We start from the raw sequence: 18,608 nt of genomic DNA on the forward strand, positions 1-18,608 counted from the left end.
CTCACTTACTCACGTCAACGACCTCGTCACCATTAACGATAGTCTTGATAATTTTAAAGTCGTGGGTGAATGCGGTCAGGTTTGCTACTTTCCCTGGCGCGATGCTACCAAGATGCTTGTCAACGCCGATAGCGCGAGCCGGGTAGAGCGTCGCCATACGCAGCACTTCATCCAGAGCGATGCCGCAATGCGCGACCAGGTTACGTACGCCTTCAATCATGGTTAAGGACGAGCCGCTCAGCGTACCGTTTTCATCCACACACAGTCCATTGCGGTAGTATATTGTTTTACCAGCGAAAATGAACTGATCAATGTTAGCTCCCGCCGGTGCGGTGGCATCTGTCACCAGACAAAGTTTGTCGCCTTTCAGGCGCTTGGCATTGCGAATATTGGCATAGTCGACATGCAGACCATCGGCGATAACGCCGCAATAAATATCCGCTTCATCCAGGATAGCGCCAGCCAGACCCGGCTCACGCCCTGTAATATACGGCATCGCGTTAAACAGGTGAGTTGCAAAGGTAATCCCGGCGCGGAAGCCCGCTTTTGCCTCTTTTAACGTCGCGTTGGAGTGACCTGCGGAAACCACAATGCCTGCATTCGCCAGTTTAGCGATCACGTCAGCAGGAACCATTTCCGGCGCGAGAGTGACTTTGGTGATGACGTCAGCATTATCGCACAAGAGATCGACCAGCGCAGCGTCTGGTTTACGTACGAAATCAGGATTATGGGTACCTTTTTTTACCAGATTGAGCCAGGGACCTTCCAGGTGAAGGCCCAGCGCCTGATTCGGATGTTTTTGCAGGTACTCGCGCATGACACGAATACCCTGCTTCATCAGGTCATCGCTGGTGGTGATGAGCGTTGGCAGGAAGTTAGTACAGCCCGATTTCTCATTGGCTTTCTGCATAATTTCCAGCGTTTCAACGCTGACAGCTTCTGCAGTATCGTTAAACTGAACGCCGCCGCAGCCATTTAGCTGCACATCAATAAACCCGGGGGAGAGAATGGCTCCATTCAGTGAGCGTTGTTCCATTCCCGGCGGCAGTTCAGCCATCGGACAAACGCGGTCAATCAGGCCATTAGCGACAATAAGTGCATGGTCATCAAGAATTTCGTAACCGGTATAGATCCGGCTCTGGGTTAAAGCATACATTCCGACCCCCGATATCAAAAATTTACCGCCCCGCATTGGTCGGCAGGGCGGAGACAACATTACAGACCTTTAATATTTTCTGCTTCTAATTCGTTGAAATATTTCAATGTTTTAACTTTAAGCTCCATGGTTGACGGCTCATCACATACCACAACCGCTTTCGGGTGGAGTTGCAGGCAGCTAATTGTCCACATGTGGTTGACGTTGCCTTCAACTGCCGCCTGCAGCGCCTGGGCTTTCTGGTGACCCAGCACCAGGATCATCACTTCTTCTGCATCCAGCAGCGTGCCTACGCCTACCGTCAGGGCATATTTCGGCACCTGGTTGACGTCGCCGTCAAAGAAACGGGAGTTCGCTACACGGGTATCATGGGTCAGCGTTTTGATACGGGTACGGGAAGCCAATGAAGACGCCGGTTCGTTAAAGGCGATGTGACCGTCGTTACCAACGCCGCCCATAAACAGGTGGATTTTACCGTAAGAACGAATCTTTTCTTCATATTGGCGGCATTCCGCATCAATATCTGGTGCGTTACCGTTGAGGAGATTAATGTTTTCTGCTGGAATATCAACATGATCGAAAAAGTTACGATGCATAAAACTGTGGTAGCTTTCCGGATGCTCTTTCGGCAGGCCGACATATTCGTCCATATTGAAGGTGACCACATGCTTAAAGCTGACCTCACCCGCTTTATGCATCTCAACCAGCGCTTTATAGGCCGTCAGCGGCGTGCCGCCGGTAGGCAGACCCAGGACAAACGGGCGATCGGCGGTCGGTTTGAACGCATTAATACGTTTAACGATGTGACGAGCGGCCCATTTGCCAACTTGTTCTGCGGTACTCAGGGGGATCAGTCTCATTCTTCACCTCAATAATCAATGTCAAAATTTGGCGGATACTCTTAAGCGTAACCTGGATGTCCAGGATCCGTATTTAATCCGTCCTGATTTTTTGAATCATAAAATAAGTTTTCCATGTTAGCCAGTGGATGGTAAGGGTGATTACGATATTTAGTGATTATAATCACAAAAAACACGCGTTTAATTTGCGAGGCGAATTAATTTTCCACACACTCTGCAGGAGATGATCTCACCGTTCGATTACAGAACATTGCGTTTTTAACGTTTGCAGCACAATAAAAAACGGCTTCAAAGAAGCCATACCGGCGTCTCGTAGGGGGAATAAGATGAATATTTTAGGGTTTTTCCAGCGGCTGGGTAGGGCGTTGCAGCTCCCTATCGCCGTGTTGCCGGTCGCAGCGTTATTGCTGCGATTCGGTCAACCAGATTTGCTGAATATGCCGTTTATCGCGCAAGCGGGCGGGTCTATTTTCGATAACCTTGCGCTGGTTTTCGCCATCGGCGTGGCATCCAGTTGGTCTAAAGATAGCGCGGGCGCAGCAGCACTGGCAGGAGCTGTCGGCTATTTTGTCATGACCAAAGCAATGGTGACGATTAACCCGGAAATCAACATGGGCGTGCTGGCGGGTATTATTACCGGTCTGGTAGGCGGTGCAGTCTATAACCGCTGGTCTGGTATTAAACTGCCTGATTTTCTCAGTTTCTTCGGCGGAAAGCGTTTTGTGCCGATCGCGACGGGCTTTTTCTGCCTGGTATTGGCGGCGATTTTCGGTTACGTCTGGCCGCCCGTGCAGCATGGCATCCATGCGGGTGGTGAATGGATCGTGTCCGCAGGCGCGCTGGGCTCCGGTATCTTTGGCTTCATCAACCGTCTGTTGATCCCAACCGGTTTGCATCAGGTATTGAACACCATTGCCTGGTTCCAGATTGGCGAGTTCACGAATGCCGCAGGTACCGTGTTCCACGGCGACATCAACCGCTTCTACGCTGGCGACGGCACAGCGGGAATGTTTATGTCCGGCTTCTTCCCGATCATGATGTTTGGTCTGCCGGGCGCCGCTCTGGCGATGTACTTCGCAGCGCCGAAAGAACGCCGTCCGATGGTGGGCGGTATGCTGTTATCAGTGGCGATTACCGCGTTCCTGACCGGCGTAACCGAGCCGCTGGAATTCCTGTTTATGTTCCTTGCACCGCTGCTGTACCTCCTGCACGCAGTGCTGACAGGGATCAGCTTGTTCGTCGCGACTCTGCTGGGTATCCATGCGGGCTTCTCTTTCTCGGCAGGAGCGATTGACTATGTACTGATGTACAACTTGCCCGCGGCCAGTAATAACGTCTGGATGCTGCTGGTGATGGGTGTCGTATTCTTTATCATCTACTTCCTGTTGTTCAGCGCAGTTATTCGTATGTTTAACCTGAAAACGCCGGGTCGCGAAGACAAAGTTGATGAGATGGTAACGGAAGAAGCCAACAGCAACACCGAAGAAGGGTTAACGCAACTGGCGACCAGTTATATCGCTGCGGTTGGCGGTACGGATAACCTGAAAGCGATCGATGCATGTATTACCCGTCTGCGTCTGACCGTGAATGACTCCGCTCGCGTCAACGATGCAGCTTGTAAACGTCTTGGCGCATCCGGCGTGGTAAAACTGAACAAACAGACCATTCAGGTTATTGTCGGCGCGAAAGCAGAATCGATCGGCGATGAAATGAAGAAAGTGGTGGCACGTGGCCCGGTTGCCGCGGTATCTGCATCTGCTGACGTCGCTCCAGCAGCGACGCCCGCCCCGGCAATCACACCGCAGGCGGTACCGAATGCAGTCACTATCGCTGAGCTGGTTTCTCCAGTGACTGGTGATGTGGTAGCGCTGGAACAGGTACCGGATGAAGCGTTCGCCAGCAAAGCCGTTGGCGATGGCGTTGCGGTGAAACCCACTGATAAAATTGTGGTTTCTCCGGCAGCGGGTACCATTGTGAAAATCTTCAACACCAACCATGCGTTCTGCCTGGAAACTGAAAAAGGCGCGGAGATCGTTGTCCATATGGGTATTGATACCGTGGCGCTGAACGGGCAGGGCTTTAAACGTCTGGTGGAAGAAGGTGCAGAAGTGACGGCAGGTCAGCCGATCCTGGAAATGGATCTGGACTTCCTGAACGCGAATGCGCGCTCCATGATTAGTCCGGTCGTTTGCAGCAATAGCGACGACTTCAGCGGTTTGGTCATCAAAGCTGAAGGTCATGTAGTGGCGGGTCAAACGCCGCTGTACGAGATTAAAGGCAAATAAGGTTTTTATTGCCCGATGGTGCAGGCTTATCGGGCCTACGAAAATCTCGGAATTTCGAGGTCGAGGCCGAATAAAGCGTAAGTCGCCATCCGGCAACATATAACGAATCATAAGCGGCAGAGGGAAACCTTCGCCGCTTTTTTTTGCAGCAATTAGCCCCAATATTTTCGTCTGATACGTATTTTGCGTAACTAAAGGTTGTCAGTCTGTCCGGCTTATAAGATCATATGCCGTTATACGTTGTTTACGCTTTGAGGAATCCACGATGAGTGAGGCTGAAGCCCGCCCGACTAACTTTATTCGTCAGATTATTGATGAAGATCTGGCGAGTGGTAAACATACCACTGTCCATACCCGTTTTCCGCCGGAGCCGAATGGCTATCTGCACATCGGCCACGCGAAATCTATCTGCCTGAACTTTGGCATCGCGCAAGATTATCAGGGCCAGTGCAACCTGCGTTTCGATGATACCAACCCGGTAAAAGAAGATATCGAGTACGTTGATTCGATCAAAAACGACGTCGAGTGGTTAGGCTTTCACTGGTCTGGCGATATTCGCTACTCCTCCGATTACTTTGACCAACTGCATGCCTATGCGGTCGAACTCATCAATAAAGGTCTGGCCTACGTTGATGAGCTGACACCGGAGCAGATCCGCGAATACCGCGGCACGCTGACCGCGCCCGGCAGAAACAGCCCGTACCGCGACCGTAGCGTGGAGGAAAACCTTGCGCTGTTTGAAAAAATGCGTACCGGCGGTTTTGAAGAGGGTAAAGCCTGTTTGCGCGCCAAAATCGACATGGCGTCGCCGTTTATCGTCATGCGCGATCCGGTGCTGTACCGCATTAAATTCGCCGAACACCACCAGACGGGCACGAAGTGGTGCATTTATCCGATGTACGACTTCACGCACTGCATCAGCGATGCGCTGGAAGGTATTACCCACTCGCTGTGTACTCTGGAGTTCCAGGACAACCGTCGTCTGTACGACTGGGTGCTGGACAACATCACCATTCCGGTTCACCCGCGCCAGTACGAATTCTCGCGCCTGAATCTGGAATACACCGTGATGTCCAAGCGTAAGCTGAACCTGTTGGTCACCGACAAACACGTTGAAGGCTGGGATGATCCGCGTATGCCGACTATTTCCGGTCTGCGCCGTCGCGGCTATACCGCGGCTTCTATTCGTGAGTTCTGCAAACGCATCGGCGTCACCAAGCAGGACAACACCATTGAGATGGCGTCGCTGGAATCCTGTATCCGCGAAGATCTGAACGAAAACGCGCCGCGCGCGATGGCGGTAATCGATCCGGTAAAACTGGTTATCGAAAACTACCCGCAGGGTGAGAGCGAAATGGTTACCATGCCTAACCATCCGAATAAACCGGAGATGGGCAGCCGTGAAGTGCCGTTTAGCGGTGAGATCTGGATCGATCGCGCAGATTTCCGCGAAGAAGCGAACAAGCAGTACAAACGTCTGGTGATGGGTAAAGAAGTGCGTCTGCGTAATGCCTACGTCATTAAAGCAGAGCGCGTCGAGAAAGATGCCGAAGGGAATATCACCACCATCTTCTGTACCTATGATGCCGATACGCTGAGTAAAGATCCGGCTGACGGGCGTAAAGTGAAAGGCGTCATCCACTGGGTTAGCGCAGCACATGCGCTGCCGATTGAAATTCGTCTCTACGATCGCCTGTTCAGCGTGCCGAATCCGGGCGCTGCGGAAGATTTCCTGTCCGTCATCAACCCGGAGTCATTAGTCATTAAACAGGGATATGGTGAGCCGTCGCTGAAAGAGGCGGTGGCAGGAAAAGCCTTCCAGTTTGAGCGTGAAGGTTACTTCTGTCTCGACAGCCGATATGCAACTGCCGATAAGCTGGTTTTTAACCGCACCGTTGGCCTGCGCGATACGTGGGCGAAAGCGGGCGAATAAGCGTGTCGTCCTGTGTTATTGGCGAACGCTGTTCCCAGGCCTGATAAGCATAGCGCCATCAGGCGAGCAGCGTAAAATACGTTGTCACTCCTTCCTGACGCCGCAATTCGCGGCGTTTTTTCTGTACTTCTTAGTTCCTGCTCTTTTTCGCGGGGCGAATTAATTATTCTCCGGAAATTATTTTTCTGCTAAATGACTCTTAATCAAAATGCTATTAGCATCAGGTCAACAGGAGACAATTATTTTCATCTGTATGGAAAACCACTCTATTTTTCTTTTGTGAAGCCACTTACCGTCGACAGATGCGAATGTAACAGAAAGCAATTAAATATGTGCGGTTGCTCATATTATTACATACTGGTTACAGAAAGAGATTGATAATTCGCATCGCGAAAAATAGTCTATTTACTGTTGTTAATGCGGTTTCCCCGCACAACTTTTTCATCTTTATTTTTTCGCTGTTCGCTTTTGTCGGCAGCATTTTATACGTCAAAGAGGATTAACTTATGCGTACGTTTAGTGGCAAACGTAGTACGCTGGCTCTGGCTATCGCCGGTATCACAGCAATGTCGGGGTGGGTCGTGGTACCGCAGGCGCAGGCCGCCGGATTTTTCGACGATTCCACGTTAACGGGAGGTATCTATTACTGGCAGCGTGAGCGCGATCGTAAAGATGTGACCGACGGCGACAAATATAAAACCAACCTTTCTCATGCGACCTGGAACGCTAATCTGGATTTCCAGTCTGGTTATGCGGCGGATATGTTCGGTCTGGATATTGCAGCCTTTACTGCGATTGAAATGGCGGAAAACGGCGACAGCGGTCATCCAAACGAAATTGCCTTCTCGAAAAAGAATAAAGGCTACGACGAAGACTATTCCGGCGATAAGAGCGGTATCAGTCTTTATAAAGCCGCAGCGAAATTTAAATATGGCCCGGTCTGGGCGCGCGCCGGTTATATTCAACCTACCGGTCAGACGCTGTTAGCGCCGCACTGGAGTTTTATGCCGGGTACTTATCAGGGCGCGGAAGCCGGTGCCAGTTTTGATTATGGCGATGCGGGGGCGTTAAGTTTCTCCTACATGTGGACTAACGAATACAAGGCGCCGTGGCATACCGAAATGGATAAGTTTTATCAGGCAGATAAAAAAACCAATGTGGATTACCTCCACTCCATCGGCGCGAAATACGACTTCAAAAATGATCTGGTGCTGGAAGCGGCATTTGGACAGTCCGAAGGCTATGTTGATCAGTATTTTGCGAAGGGCAGCTACAAATTTGATTTAGGCGGCAATCCACTCACTACCAGTTACCAGTTCTATGGTGCGCGCGATAAGGTGGACGATCGCAGCGCGAATGATATTTACGACGGTACGGCCTGGTTGCAGGCGTTGACTTTTGGCTACAAAGTCGCGGAAGTGGTTGATCTGCGTCTGGAAGGTACCTGGGTGAAAGCCGATGGGCAGCAGGGCTATTTCCTGCAGCGTATGACGCCAACCTACGCCTCTTCTAACGGTCGTCTGGATATCTGGTGGGATAACCGCTCCGACTTTAACGCCAATGGTGAAAAGGCGGTTTTCTTCGGCGCGATGTATGACCTGAAAAACTGGAATCTGCCGGGCTGGGCTGTGGGGGCTTCTTACGTTTACGCCTGGGATGCTAAACCGGCAACATGGCAAAGTAACCCGGATGCCTACTACGATAAAAACCGCACGATTGAGGAGTCCTCATACAGTCTGGATGCGGTCTACACCCTGCAGGATGGGCGCGCCAAAGGCACTATGTTCAAACTGCACTTCACCGAATATGACAACCACTCCAATATTCCAAGCTGGGGCGGCGGTTATGGCAACATCTTTCAGGATGAACGCGACGTGAAATTCATCGTGATCGCGCCATTCACCATTTTCTGATGTCAGTTGCGGCAGACGTCGGGCCTGCCGCACTGTTGAGGAACGAACTATGAAAAAAATGCTACTTATTGCCAGCATGGCCACTGGATTAACGGCTTGCGTATCATCCCCTGTGCCGGAAGAAGATAGCCGTCTGAAGGAGGCATATAGCGCCTGTATCAACACCGCACAAGGCTCGCCTGAGAAGGTGGAAGCTTGCCAAAGCGTACTGAATGTCCTTAAAAAGGACAGCAAACATCAGCAATTCGCTAATGAAGAAAGCGTGCGGGTTCTGGACTACCAGCAGTGCATTCAGGCGACGCGTACGGGTAACGATCAGGCGGTTAAAACTGACTGCGACAAGGTCTGGCAGGAAATACGCAGTCATAATAGCGCGCCATAAAATCCTTTAATATCACCCACGGGAGGAATGTTTCCCGCCCGTGGTTTTTTCAGGCTTTGTTTTCCGCTGTGCTATAGCCGCGACTCAGGCGCACAAATAGCATAGCAGTTGCGGCAAGTCCGCATAACGCCGCGCACATCAGCCACCAGCCGGGCGAACTTTTGTCGCCGGTTAACTTTACCAGCGCGGTAGAGATGGCTGGCGTCAGGCCGCCAAAAATTGCCGTCGCCAGGCTAAAGGCCAGCGAGAAACCAACGGTACGCACATAGACTGGCATCACTTCGGTTAACGCCGCGACCATTGCGCCGTTATACATGCCAAAAAAGAAAGAGAACCACAGCAGTACCAGCGTCATGCGGGTAAAGTCGGGCGCGGCGGTCAGCCACTGCATGACGGGCCAGGTGGTGATCAGCGCCAGCAACGTAATGCCCATTAATACGGCGCGACGGCCAATCCGGTCGGAAATCGCACCGCCGATGGGTAACCAGATAAAATTGGAGATGCCCACCAGCATGGTGACAATCAAACTGTCCCGCGCGCTAAGATTAAGTACGGTTCTGCCATAGGTCGGCGTATAGACGGTGATAAAATAAAACGTTGTGGTGGTCATCGCCACCAGCAGAGTTCCGGCTATAATAATGCGCCAGTTTTTGGCGATAGTAGCAAAAATTTCCCTGGTGTCGGGGCGATGCTTGCGTTGTAAAAATGCTTCTGTTTCTTGTAATGAACGGCGTAAAACAAAAATCAGTGGAATAATCATACAGCCGATAAAGAACGGAATTCGCCAGCCCCACGCCGATATCGCGTCGTGTCCTAACGTCATATTCAGGCTGTAACCAATTAACGCCGCAACGACTATCGCGACCTGCTGACTGGCGGATTGCCAACTGGTGTAAAATCCTTTATTGCCCGGGGTGGCAATTTCAGACAGATAGACCGAGACGCCGCCTAATTCAACGCCTGCAGAAAATCCCTGTAATAACCGTCCCAGCAGCACCAACGCAGGTGCTGCCAGGCCGATGGTTTGGTAGCCGGGGACGAGCGCAATGAGCAACGTACCACAGCCCATAATCGCCAGCGTTACCATCAGTCCCTTACGACGTCCTATTTTGTCAATATAGGCGCCAAGAACAATCGCGCCGACAGGACGCATTAAAAAACCGGATCCAAAGACGGCAAAGGTCAACATGAGTGAAGCAAATTCGCTTTCCGCCGGAAAAAACGTTCTGGCGATATAGGTGGCATAAAACCCGAACAAGAAAAAATCAAACTGTTCAAGAAAATTGCCGCTTGTCACGCGCAGTATGGTGCCGAACGTGCCGGCGCGCGATGTTGTAGGTGTGTGTGGTGCCATAGGGTTTGCTCTCCACTGTCTTTATTGTTTTAGGGGTAAGATGTTGCGGGTCAGTTGTTTGTATTTCCCGCCTGTTTTCCGCGTCGCTTCTCGACTGCCCATTTGAGCAAGGCCGCGCAGCGGAAAAATCCGTGAGCGAATTTTCCGTAGGGAAGAGTGAGAAAGAGCGCCATCACCACGCCTAAATGAAGCGCCAGCAATATGCCCATCCCGCTGGTGTCTCTGCCTGCCAGTAACGCCAGTCCGGTAAGGCTGGTTAATAGCAGGAGCAGAATAAAGCCGCGATCCATCGGTTTCTGACGCGCATCGCCATGTAACGGCGAACGCCGCAGGTTAAGCCACAATAGCCCGGCCGGACCGATAAGCAGACCGATACCGCCCAGCGTGCCAAGTATGACCGGCAGGCTAAAGAACGGGTAGGGCGCTTCCCAACCGGCGACGTAGTGATAGCCCGTCGCCACGACCGTGGCGGCAAAACAGAGCATAAAACCGTAGAAGGTAAGGTGATGAAAGCGACGGCGCAGCAGCGTGAACGCATCGTCCGCTTCGTTACAGCCTTTGCCGTGACCGCCGTCGAGATATTTCAGCGTTAACGCATTGTGCGACGCTTCCGCAATCTCCGCCGAACGCGGTATGCCCGGCGAGATCTCACGCCAGAAGCGGATTACGCCCGCCATAAGCAAACCGATTGCCAGCACAAAAACTGAGCCGAACATCCATGCCAGCAGGCTATGCGGGAAAATTTGATAAAAATCACCGGCCAGCGGCGGATGAATCAGCGACCCTTTCAGCGCCATCGCCAGTAATAAAAAGAGCGTCAGACCGGCTATTAGCGCCAGCGCGACGGTGATACCCGCGCGGCGGTATAACGCGCCAAAAGCGGCGGGCTGGGCATACTGTTGATACGTCTCCAGGCGGGCTTGCGCCATCGCTTTCGGCACGTTAATGGCAAATTCATGGGGCGGCGCGTACTGGCACGCGTGCAGGCAGGCGCCGCAGTTATGACATAGATTCGCCAGATAATGAATATCGGCTTTACCGAATTCGAGCCGCTGGGTCATCGCCGGAAATACCGCGCAAAAACCTTCGCAGTAGCGACACGCGTTACAGACTTGCATGACGCGTTCGACCTCGGCTTCCGGTTCGGTAAGCACGGTAGCCTCAATGATTAATTTTTCAAGCTGTTTCATGATGCGCCTCCTTGTGCGCCGCACGTGCGGCTTCTCTCCCCGCAATGCGGCCAAAGGTTGTGCCGATAGACATGCCTACGCCTGCGGTATACCCTTTGCCAAGTACGTTTCCTGCCATCATCTCACCGGCAACAAACAGGTTGCGGCTTGGATGGCCGGCAAAATGCACGGCGGCACGCTCATTCACTTTTAGCCCCAGGTAGGTAAAGGTGATGCCGGGGCGCAGCGCATAACCGTAGTAGGGGGGCGTATCAAGCGGGCGTGCCCAGTGGGTTTTCGCTGGTGTCAGGTTTTCAGTGGCGCAATTATCAAGCACGGTATGATCGAAGTTACCGGGTCGGCAGGCCTGGTTGTACTGCGCGACGGTATGGGTAAATTTGTCTGCGTCCAGACCCAACTGGCAGGCCAGATCCGCCAGTGTATGCGCCTGTGCGCCAGGGAAAACCGGCGGCATAAAGTGACCAATGGCTTTGCTGTCGATAATCGAATAGCCAATTTGCCCTGGCTGTTGAGCGACCAGACGTCCCCAGATGGCATAACGCTTCGGCCAGAAATCTTCGCCCTCATCATAAAAACGTTCGGCGTCGCGATTCACGACAATACCCAGCGATACGCAATCAACGCGAGTGCAAATACCGCCGTCGTACAGCGGCGCCCGCGCATCAATCGCCACGCAGTGCGACTGGGATGGATCGCCAATAATATCTGCTCCGGCATCTATCATAAATTTGAGCAATACACCCTGGTTAAAACGCGTGCCGCGGATGAGAAAGTTATCCGCAGGCCATTCGCCGCGCGCATTTTCTCCCCAGGCTTCCCGCAACCACTCGCGGTTGGATTCAAATCCGCCTGCTGCCAGTACACAGCTTTTAGCGGTGATACGTTCAGTTCCGGCCAGCGCCGCCACAAACTCGCCATCGCGCAGCTCCAGCGCCTGTACCGGTGTGCTATAGCGGATCTGCACGCCCAGTCGCTCAGCGCTACGGTAATAGGCATTGACGAGTGCTTTGCCGCCCCCCATAAAAAACGCATTGGTGCGCGCGACGTGAAGCGCCCCTGATAGCGGCGGTTGAAAATTAACGCCGTGCTTGCGCATCCAGTCGCGGCATTGCGACGAGGTACGAATGACCAGGCGTGCCAGCGTTTCGTTGGTATTACCGCCGGTGACTCGCCACAGGTCCTGCCAGAACTCCTCTTCAGGATAACTTTCTACCAGCACATCCTGCGGCGCATCATGCATACAGCGCAGGTTTCGTGTGTGCTGAGAATTTCCGCCGCGCCATTCTCGTGGCGCGGCTTCCAGTAGCAGAACCGATGCGCCCGCCTCCCGCGCGGTTAGGGCGGCGCATAACGCGGCATTGCCTCCGCCTATCACCAGTACATCAACCATCTTATACTCCCGTACCATTTAACTATTTGTTAAATTTGTAATTAAAATGTATACGGATAAATAAGCGGCTCGCTATCAGGTAGCGCTAAACGGGGGTTTAGTAAGCGTAAAGGGTAGCACCTGGCCATTCGCCGGCGTCGACTAACTGACGCATCACTTTTGTCAGTACCACTCTGGCGGCAAGCCCGGCTGGCGTCAGTTCATCGTCCGAGAGACTGACTAAAAAGTTGGGGCGGCTGAGTACCGGATTATGGACGCCGATCACGCTTAGCGCATCATTATCCAGGTGTGAAATCGCCGCACCGGGTTGTAACGTGGCACCGAGGCCATCACGCACGGCGCGCATCAATAACGCCAGACCGTCAATTTCCGCAACGATCTCAACGTTAAGCGAATATTCCTGGCAGACAGCGTCCAGCCTGCCGCGCAGCCCGTGTCCCTGGCTGGGCATAATGAGCGGAATGCCTGCCAGTTGTTCTGGCGTGATGGGGTTATCAGGAAGCGTTGCCAACAGGGCGTGAGAGCCAATCAGAAAAAGCTGTTCTTCAAGAATTGGTCTGGCGCTCCAGCGCAGGATTTTATCTTTTTGAAAGACTACGGCTAAATCAATCTGGCGGGTATTAATCATTCTTTCCAGATTACCGGACAGGCTTTCCACCACATGCAAACGAACATCGGCATAGTTTTCCCGCATGGCATGAATAAACGGTATACCCAGTATGGACGCGGTACTGGGAGCCATCCCTACACTCACATGGCCCGAAAGACGCGCTTCTCTGGCGGCAAGGATCGCGTCGTCGGCATGGCGCAAAGCGAGTTGTGCTTGCGAATAAAAAGCCAGACCCGCATTGGTCGGTGTAACACCACGCGAAGTACGCTGCAACAGACGGATAGCGAGCTCGTTTTCCAGGCGGGACATCTGTTGGCTTAATGCTGAAACGCCAATATCCAGATCCTGCGCGGCGCTGCCCATACTGCCGGTTTCAATAATACGGACGAAATAGCGTAACTGGCGAAGCTCCATTCCTGCTCTCCTGAGATGCGATAGCGTTTTTTTACATTAAATCAACATCAAGCGGCAGAAAAGAGGGGATATAAAAAAGCCAACCGGGCGGTTGGCTCTTTGAAAGATTTATACTTATTTGTTCGCGTCATCGTGCGCGTGTTCGTCTTCGCGGCAGTCGCCTTCAGCGCAGTGGCCGTAAAGATAGAGGCTGTGATTAGTTAAACGAATACCGTGTTTCGCCGCAATTTCACGCTGGCGCGCTTCAATAGACTCATCACTAAATTCAATCACTTTTCCACAGTCAAGGCAGATAAGATGATCATGATGATGCTGTTGCGTCAGTTCAAAAACGGATTTACCGCCTTCAAAATTATGGCGGGTTACGATACCGGCATCGTCAAACTGGTTCAGCACACGGTACACGGTTGCCAGACCGATTTCTTCACCCATGTCGATCAGGCGTTTGTATAAATCTTCCGCACTGACGTGATGGTTATCTGGTTCCTGAAGAACTTCCAGAATTTTTAAACGAGGAAGCGTTACTTTCAGGCCAGCCTTCTTTAATGCGGTATTGTTGTCAGTCATGCGGAATCTGTCCTGTTGCTAAACGATTCACTTCATTAGAGAAGTGACAGAAATTGCACTCAAGATAATGCGTATCATTATAGGACTGCCATGCCGAAATGAAAACCGCAAGTCTCTCGCAGATATTAATAAAACTGTGGTGTTGCCTGCAAATCCCGGCGCCACCTGATTACACCCGGACATTGTACAGGGATAGGTGCGAAAGTTACAAATTTGTAGCAATTATTTTGATTGGTCTTGTCTATTGATGCGGCGCAGACATAATGCTGCGCCACATGAGATCAGGCGTTGAGGATATCGTCGAGATGCAATTCAGCCGAAACTTGCTTGACCCATTTTTCAACGCGCTCGGCAGTCAGCTCAGGCTGGCGGTCTTCGTCAATCGCCAGGCCGACAAAATGATCGTCGTCGGCCAGACCTTTAGAGGCTTCAAAATGGTAGCCTGCGGTTGGCCAGTGACCTACAATCGTCGCGCCGCGCGGCTCAATAATGTCGCGAATCGTGCCAAGCGCATCACAAAAATATTCCGCGTAGTCTTCCTGATCGCCACAGCCAAACAGCGCCACTAGCTTACCGTTAAAATCAATTTCTTCGAGCGTCGGGAAGAAGTCATCCCAGTCGCATTGCGCTTCGCCGTAGTACCATGTCGGGATGCCCAGCAACAGAATGTCATACCCTTCCAGGTCTTCTTTACTGCTTTTCGCAATGTCATGCACATCGGCAACGTCTTTACCAAGCTGTTTTTGAATCATTTTTGCGATATTTTCGGTATTACCGGTGTCGCTGCCGAAAAAGATGCCAGTGATTGCCATGAGTAAAATAACCTCTTGAAACTTATTGAAATGGTGGTGGCGAATTGCCCACGGATAAGGGCAATCATAGCAGAACAGGCAGACATGCGGAAACAGCAATCACGTGGGACTGCACGCTCTGCTACACGAAATATGCAACAAAACTTGTTTTCAGACTAACCCCTGGCCGCGCAGCGCCATGAGCTGCTTCATTAATATTTCTTCAATGAGCTCGCTGCGGCTAATGTTACGCGCTTCGGCCAGCTCATTGAGCGCGTCAACCGCTTGTGCGTTGAGTTTTAATTCGACACGCTTAAGGCCACGAACTTTGTCGCGTTTTAACTGGTTGCGCTTGTTGATGCGTAACTGTTCATCGCGCGAAAGCGGATTCGTTTTAGGTCGTCCCGGGCGACGCTCGTGCGCGAACAGATCTAATGTCGTACGGTCCGTTTGTTCTTTGGCCATGATTTTGGTGACTTCGGGGGAAACAATCAGCCAGGCTTATGCCCGGATGGATAGCGCGCCATCATACATCAGCGAAGAAGCGACGCCAACGCCCGTGCGCGTAATCGTGCGCGGGCGATGAGTTTTTAATCAGTTAGCGGTATCGTGCAGGTAACGGCGGATGGCGCGCAAGACCGCCTCAGGTTTTTCAGCATGTACCCAGTGACCCGCACCGGCAATCACATGCGCTCGCGCCAGCGGGAATTGCGCCAGCAGAGCGTCGCGGTATGTTTCCGTTACATACGGCGAGTTGCCGCCAGGGATAAACAGCGCCGGCTGTTCCCAGGCCGGAATGGTTTCCCAGCCCACGATATGCGGATACTGATCCCATAATACCGGGACATTAAAACGCCATTGCCCCTCACTCCAGGATTTTAACAGAAACTGAATCACCCCTTCTTCGCTAAGATGCTGGCGCATAACACCTGCTGCCTGTTGGCGGGACGTGGCGTTGGATTCGCTCACGGCGTTAATAGCCGCGAAAATCCGATCGTGGCGGCGAACGTGATAATCCACGGGGGCGATATCAATCGCAACCAGACGATCGATGCGATCGGGCGCCAGCGCTGTTAGTGCCATGACCGCTTTACCGCCCATTGAATGACCAATAAAAGTCGCTTTTTCGATCTGCTGTGCATCAAGTGTATCCAGCAGATCCTGGGCCATTGCCGGATAATGCATGACCGGATCGCGCGGCGACAAACCATGGTTGCGCATATCCACCTGGATGATGTCGTGATCGGACACCAGATCGCGCGCCAGTACGCCGAGGTTGTCCAGGCTGCCAAACAGCCCATGAACGAGAACGATGGGGGAATTATTGTGCAGGTTTTGTGCAGATTGCGCTCGGATATTTAATTTCATGGCAAAGTTCTTTTTTTCGCACTGTCGGGTTAGGGTATTATGTTGACCATTCTGCCACTGGGCTGCAAGCGCTAAGGTTTACTCCGAGTTTTTTTGTCAGCCGGGCTTAACGCTATCCGCTGTTGGGATTTGTTCCTATAATCCCAATGACTTGTATTCAGCAAAGACATCGCACTGGATTAAGATGAAAACGATTGAAGTTGATGATGAACTCTATAGCTATATTGCCAGCCATACCAAGCATATCGGCGAGAGCGCATCCGACATTTTACGGCGTATGTTGAAGTTTTCCGCCACGACACAGCCTGCTTTGGCAGCGAAAGGGGCGCCTGCGGCGCAACCTGTCGCTGAAGCGAAACCGGTCAACCCGGTAAAAGACAACGTTCGCGCCATGCGTGAACTGCTTTTGTCTGACGAATATGCCGAGCAGAAAAAAGCGGTTAACCGCTTTATGCTGATTCTGACTACACTCTATTCACTGGATCACCACGCGTTTGCTGAGGCGACGGAGTCGTTGCATGGCCGCACGCGCGTCTATTTTGCGGCGGATGAGCAAACGCTGCTGAAAAATGGGAATCAAACTAAACCTAAGCACGTTCCCGGCACGCCGTACTGGGTGATCACCAACACCAACACCGGCCGTAAATGCAGCATGATTGAACACATCATGCAGTCAATGCAATTCCCGGCGGAATTGATTGAAAAGGTTTGCGGAACAATTTAATCCTTGCATTAGAAGGACCAGGCAATGGCAATCCACAACCGCGCAGGACAACCCGCGCAACAGAGTGATTTGATTAACGTCGCCCAACTGACGGCGCAGTATTATGTACTGAAACCGGAGGCAGGGAATGCAGAACATGCCGTGAAATTTGGCACCTCCGGTCATCGCGGTAGCGCAGGTCGTCATAGTTTCAACGAACCGCATATTCTGGCAATCGCCCAGGCGATTGCTGAAGAGCGGGCAAAAAACGGTATTACCGGCCCCTGCTATGTGGGTAAAGATACTCACGCGCTCTCGGAGCCTGCATTCATTTCTGTGTTGGAGGTGCTGGCGGCAAACGGTGTCGACGTTATTGTGCAGGAAAATAATGGCTTCACGCCAACGCCTGCCGTGTCAAATGCTATCCTGGTCCATAACAAAAAAGGCGGTCCGCTGGCGGACGGTATTGTGATTACGCCGTCGCACAACCCGCCGGAAGACGGTGGAATTAAATATAATCCACCCAATGGCGGGCCGGCGGACACCAACGTCACTAAAGTTGTAGAAGACCGCGCCAATGCACTGCTGGCTGATGGTCTGAAAGGTGTTAAACGTATTTCTCTTGATGCGGCCATGGCGTCAGGCCACGTTAAAGCGCTGGATCTGGTACAGCCGTTTGTAGAGGGGCTGGCAGATATTGTTGATATGGCGGCAATTCAGAAAGCCGGTCTGACGCTGGGCGTTGATCCGCTGGGCGGCTCCGGTATCGAATACTGGAAACGTATCGCTGAGCATTACAAACTTAACCTGACCCTTGTCAACGATCAGGTTGATCAGACCTTCCGCTTTATGCATCTTGATAAAGACGGCGCGATCCGTATGGACTGCTCCTCTGAATGCGCGATGGCGGGTCTGCTGGCGCTGCGTGATAAATTCGATCTGGCTTTTGCCAACGATCCGGACTATGACCGTCATGGCATCGTAACTCCCGCAGGGCTGATGAACCCAAACCATTATCTGGCGGTGGCGATTAATTACCTGTTCCGGCATCGTCCGCAGTGGGGGAAAGATGTTGCTGTCGGTAAAACTCTGGTCTCTTCCGCGATGATTGACCGTGTGGTTAATGATTTAGGACGTAAGCTGGTGGAAGTGCCGGTGGGCTTCAAATGGTTTGTTGATGGTCTGTTTGATGGTAGCTTCGGCTTCGGTGGAGAAGAGAGCGCGGGCGCATCTTTCCTGCGCTTCGACGGTACGCCGTGGTCCACTGATAAAGACGGGATCATCATGTGTCTGCTGGCGGCGGAAATCACCGCGGTCACCGGGAAAAACCCCCAGGAACATTACAACGAACTGGCCGCGCGTTTTGGTGCGCCGAGCTATAACCGTTTGCAGGCTGGCGCAACTTCAGCACAAAAAGCGGCATTATCTAAACTGTCTCCGGAAATGGTCAGCGCCAGCACGCTGGCGGGCGATCCGATTACCGCGCGTCTTACCGCAGCGCCGGGTAACGGCGCATCGATTGGCGGCCTGAAGGTAATGACCGACAATGGTTGGTTTGCCGCGCGTCCATCTGGTACGGAAGACGCGTACAAGATCTACTGTGAAAGCTTCCTCGGCGAAGAGCACCGCAAGCAGATTGAGAAAGAAGCCGTGGAAATTGTCAGCGAAGTATTGAAAAACGCCTGACAGATA

General features: G+C 52.3%; 16 protein-coding genes and 1 pseudogene. 6 read left to right on the forward strand and 11 right to left on the reverse strand.

Annotated features, from left to right (window positions below):
• Position 1 precedes the first annotated feature (1 nt).
• Together nagA and nagB are read right to left on the reverse strand one after the other, a co-directional pair.
• The gene (gene nagA / locus SBG_RS02995) at positions 2–1,156 is read right to left on the reverse strand and encodes an N-acetylglucosamine-6-phosphate deacetylase (protein ID WP_000271199.1); all 1,155 of its coding nucleotides are present in this window, start codon (positions 1,154–1,156) and stop codon (positions 2–4) included.
• Positions 1,157–1,215: 59 nt separating this feature from the next.
• A complete protein-coding gene (gene nagB, locus SBG_RS03000) occupies positions 1,216–2,016 on the reverse strand; it encodes a glucosamine-6-phosphate deaminase (RefSeq protein ID WP_001237055.1) in 801 nt (266 codons plus the stop codon).
• Positions 2,017–2,342: 326 nt separating this feature from the next.
• On the opposite strand from nagB, the gene nagE reads away from it, so the two are divergent.
• From nagE to chiQ, 4 genes are all read left to right on the forward strand, one after another.
• Positions 2,343–4,301: a PTS N-acetyl glucosamine transporter subunit IIABC gene (gene nagE, locus SBG_RS03005; RefSeq protein ID WP_001023076.1), complete on the forward strand. Its 1,959-nt coding sequence runs from the start codon at positions 2,343–2,345 to the stop codon at positions 4,299–4,301.
• A 265-nt stretch (positions 4,302–4,566) separates the two neighbouring features.
• Positions 4,567–6,234 carry a glutamine--tRNA ligase gene (glnS, locus tag SBG_RS03010; protein ID WP_001287192.1) on the forward strand — a complete coding sequence of 556 codons (1,668 nt, stop codon included), beginning with the start codon at positions 4,567–4,569 and terminating at the stop codon, positions 6,232–6,234.
• Between the two features lie 506 nt (positions 6,235–6,740).
• A complete protein-coding gene (gene chiP, locus SBG_RS03015; protein ID WP_001258807.1) occupies positions 6,741–8,147 on the forward strand; it encodes a chitoporin ChiP in 1,407 nt (468 codons plus the stop codon).
• A gap of 49 nt (positions 8,148–8,196) precedes the next feature.
• Positions 8,197–8,529: a ChiQ/YbfN family lipoprotein gene (chiQ, locus tag SBG_RS03020; protein ID WP_000738511.1), complete on the forward strand. Its 333-nt coding sequence runs from the start codon at positions 8,197–8,199 to the stop codon at positions 8,527–8,529.
• A 49-nt stretch (positions 8,530–8,578) separates the two neighbouring features.
• On the opposite strand, the gene tcuC is transcribed toward chiQ, so the two are convergent.
• The 9 genes and pseudogenes from tcuC to ybfF form a co-directional block, all read right to left on the reverse strand.
• Entirely contained in the window at positions 8,579–9,883 is a 1,305-nt protein-coding gene (gene tcuC, locus SBG_RS03025; RefSeq protein ID WP_000035247.1) for a tricarballylate/proton symporter TcuC, read from the reverse strand.
• Positions 9,884–9,933: 50 nt separating this feature from the next.
• Positions 9,934–11,073, reverse strand: coding sequence for a tricarballylate utilization protein TcuB (gene tcuB / locus SBG_RS03030; protein ID WP_000811129.1), 1,140 nt, complete (start codon positions 11,071–11,073; stop codon positions 9,934–9,936).
• Positions 11,060–12,463, reverse strand: a complete 1,404-nt coding sequence (tcuA, locus tag SBG_RS03035) for an FAD-dependent tricarballylate dehydrogenase TcuA (protein WP_000228714.1) — start codon at positions 12,461–12,463, stop codon at positions 11,060–11,062. Before tcuA ends, tcuB begins: the two co-directional genes overlap by 14 nt.
• Before the next feature lie 97 nt (positions 12,464–12,560).
• On the reverse strand, positions 12,561–13,487 hold the full coding sequence (gene tcuR, locus SBG_RS03040; protein WP_000423382.1) for a tricarballylate utilization LysR family transcriptional regulator TcuR: 927 nt from the start codon (positions 13,485–13,487) through the stop codon (positions 12,561–12,563).
• A 114-nt stretch (positions 13,488–13,601) separates the two neighbouring features.
• Entirely contained in the window at positions 13,602–14,054 is a 453-nt protein-coding gene (fur, locus tag SBG_RS03045) for a ferric iron uptake transcriptional regulator (protein ID WP_000131705.1), read from the reverse strand.
• Positions 14,047–14,132: pseudogene (locus SBG_RS22935) on the reverse strand (fur leader peptide). The gene fur and the pseudogene SBG_RS22935 overlap by 8 nt, the downstream one beginning before the upstream one ends.
• A 203-nt stretch (positions 14,133–14,335) precedes the next feature.
• Positions 14,336–14,866, reverse strand: coding sequence for a flavodoxin FldA (fldA, locus tag SBG_RS03050; RefSeq protein ID WP_001018621.1), 531 nt, complete (start codon positions 14,864–14,866; stop codon positions 14,336–14,338).
• Between the two features lie 150 nt (positions 14,867–15,016).
• Entirely contained in the window at positions 15,017–15,310 is a 294-nt protein-coding gene (gene ybfE, locus SBG_RS03055; protein WP_001040939.1) for a LexA regulated protein, read from the reverse strand.
• Positions 15,311–15,439: 129 nt separating this feature from the next.
• Positions 15,440–16,213: an esterase gene (gene ybfF, locus SBG_RS03060; RefSeq protein ID WP_000773242.1), complete on the reverse strand. Its 774-nt coding sequence runs from the start codon at positions 16,211–16,213 to the stop codon at positions 15,440–15,442.
• A 184-nt stretch (positions 16,214–16,397) separates the two neighbouring features.
• Here ybfF and seqA point away from each other — a divergent pair, with 184 nt between their 5' ends.
• Positions 16,398–16,937, forward strand: a complete 540-nt coding sequence (gene seqA, locus SBG_RS03065; protein ID WP_000848390.1) for a replication initiation negative regulator SeqA — start codon at positions 16,398–16,400, stop codon at positions 16,935–16,937.
• A gap of 24 nt (positions 16,938–16,961) precedes the next feature.
• Positions 16,962–18,602, forward strand: a complete 1,641-nt coding sequence (pgm, locus tag SBG_RS03070; RefSeq protein ID WP_000974370.1) for a phosphoglucomutase (alpha-D-glucose-1,6-bisphosphate-dependent) — start codon at positions 16,962–16,964, stop codon at positions 18,600–18,602.
• Positions 18,603–18,608: the final 6 nt, after the last annotated feature.

This window comes from Salmonella bongori NCTC 12419 (assembly GCF_000252995.1).
GTDB lineage: Bacteria > Pseudomonadota > Gammaproteobacteria > Enterobacterales > Enterobacteriaceae > Salmonella > Salmonella bongori.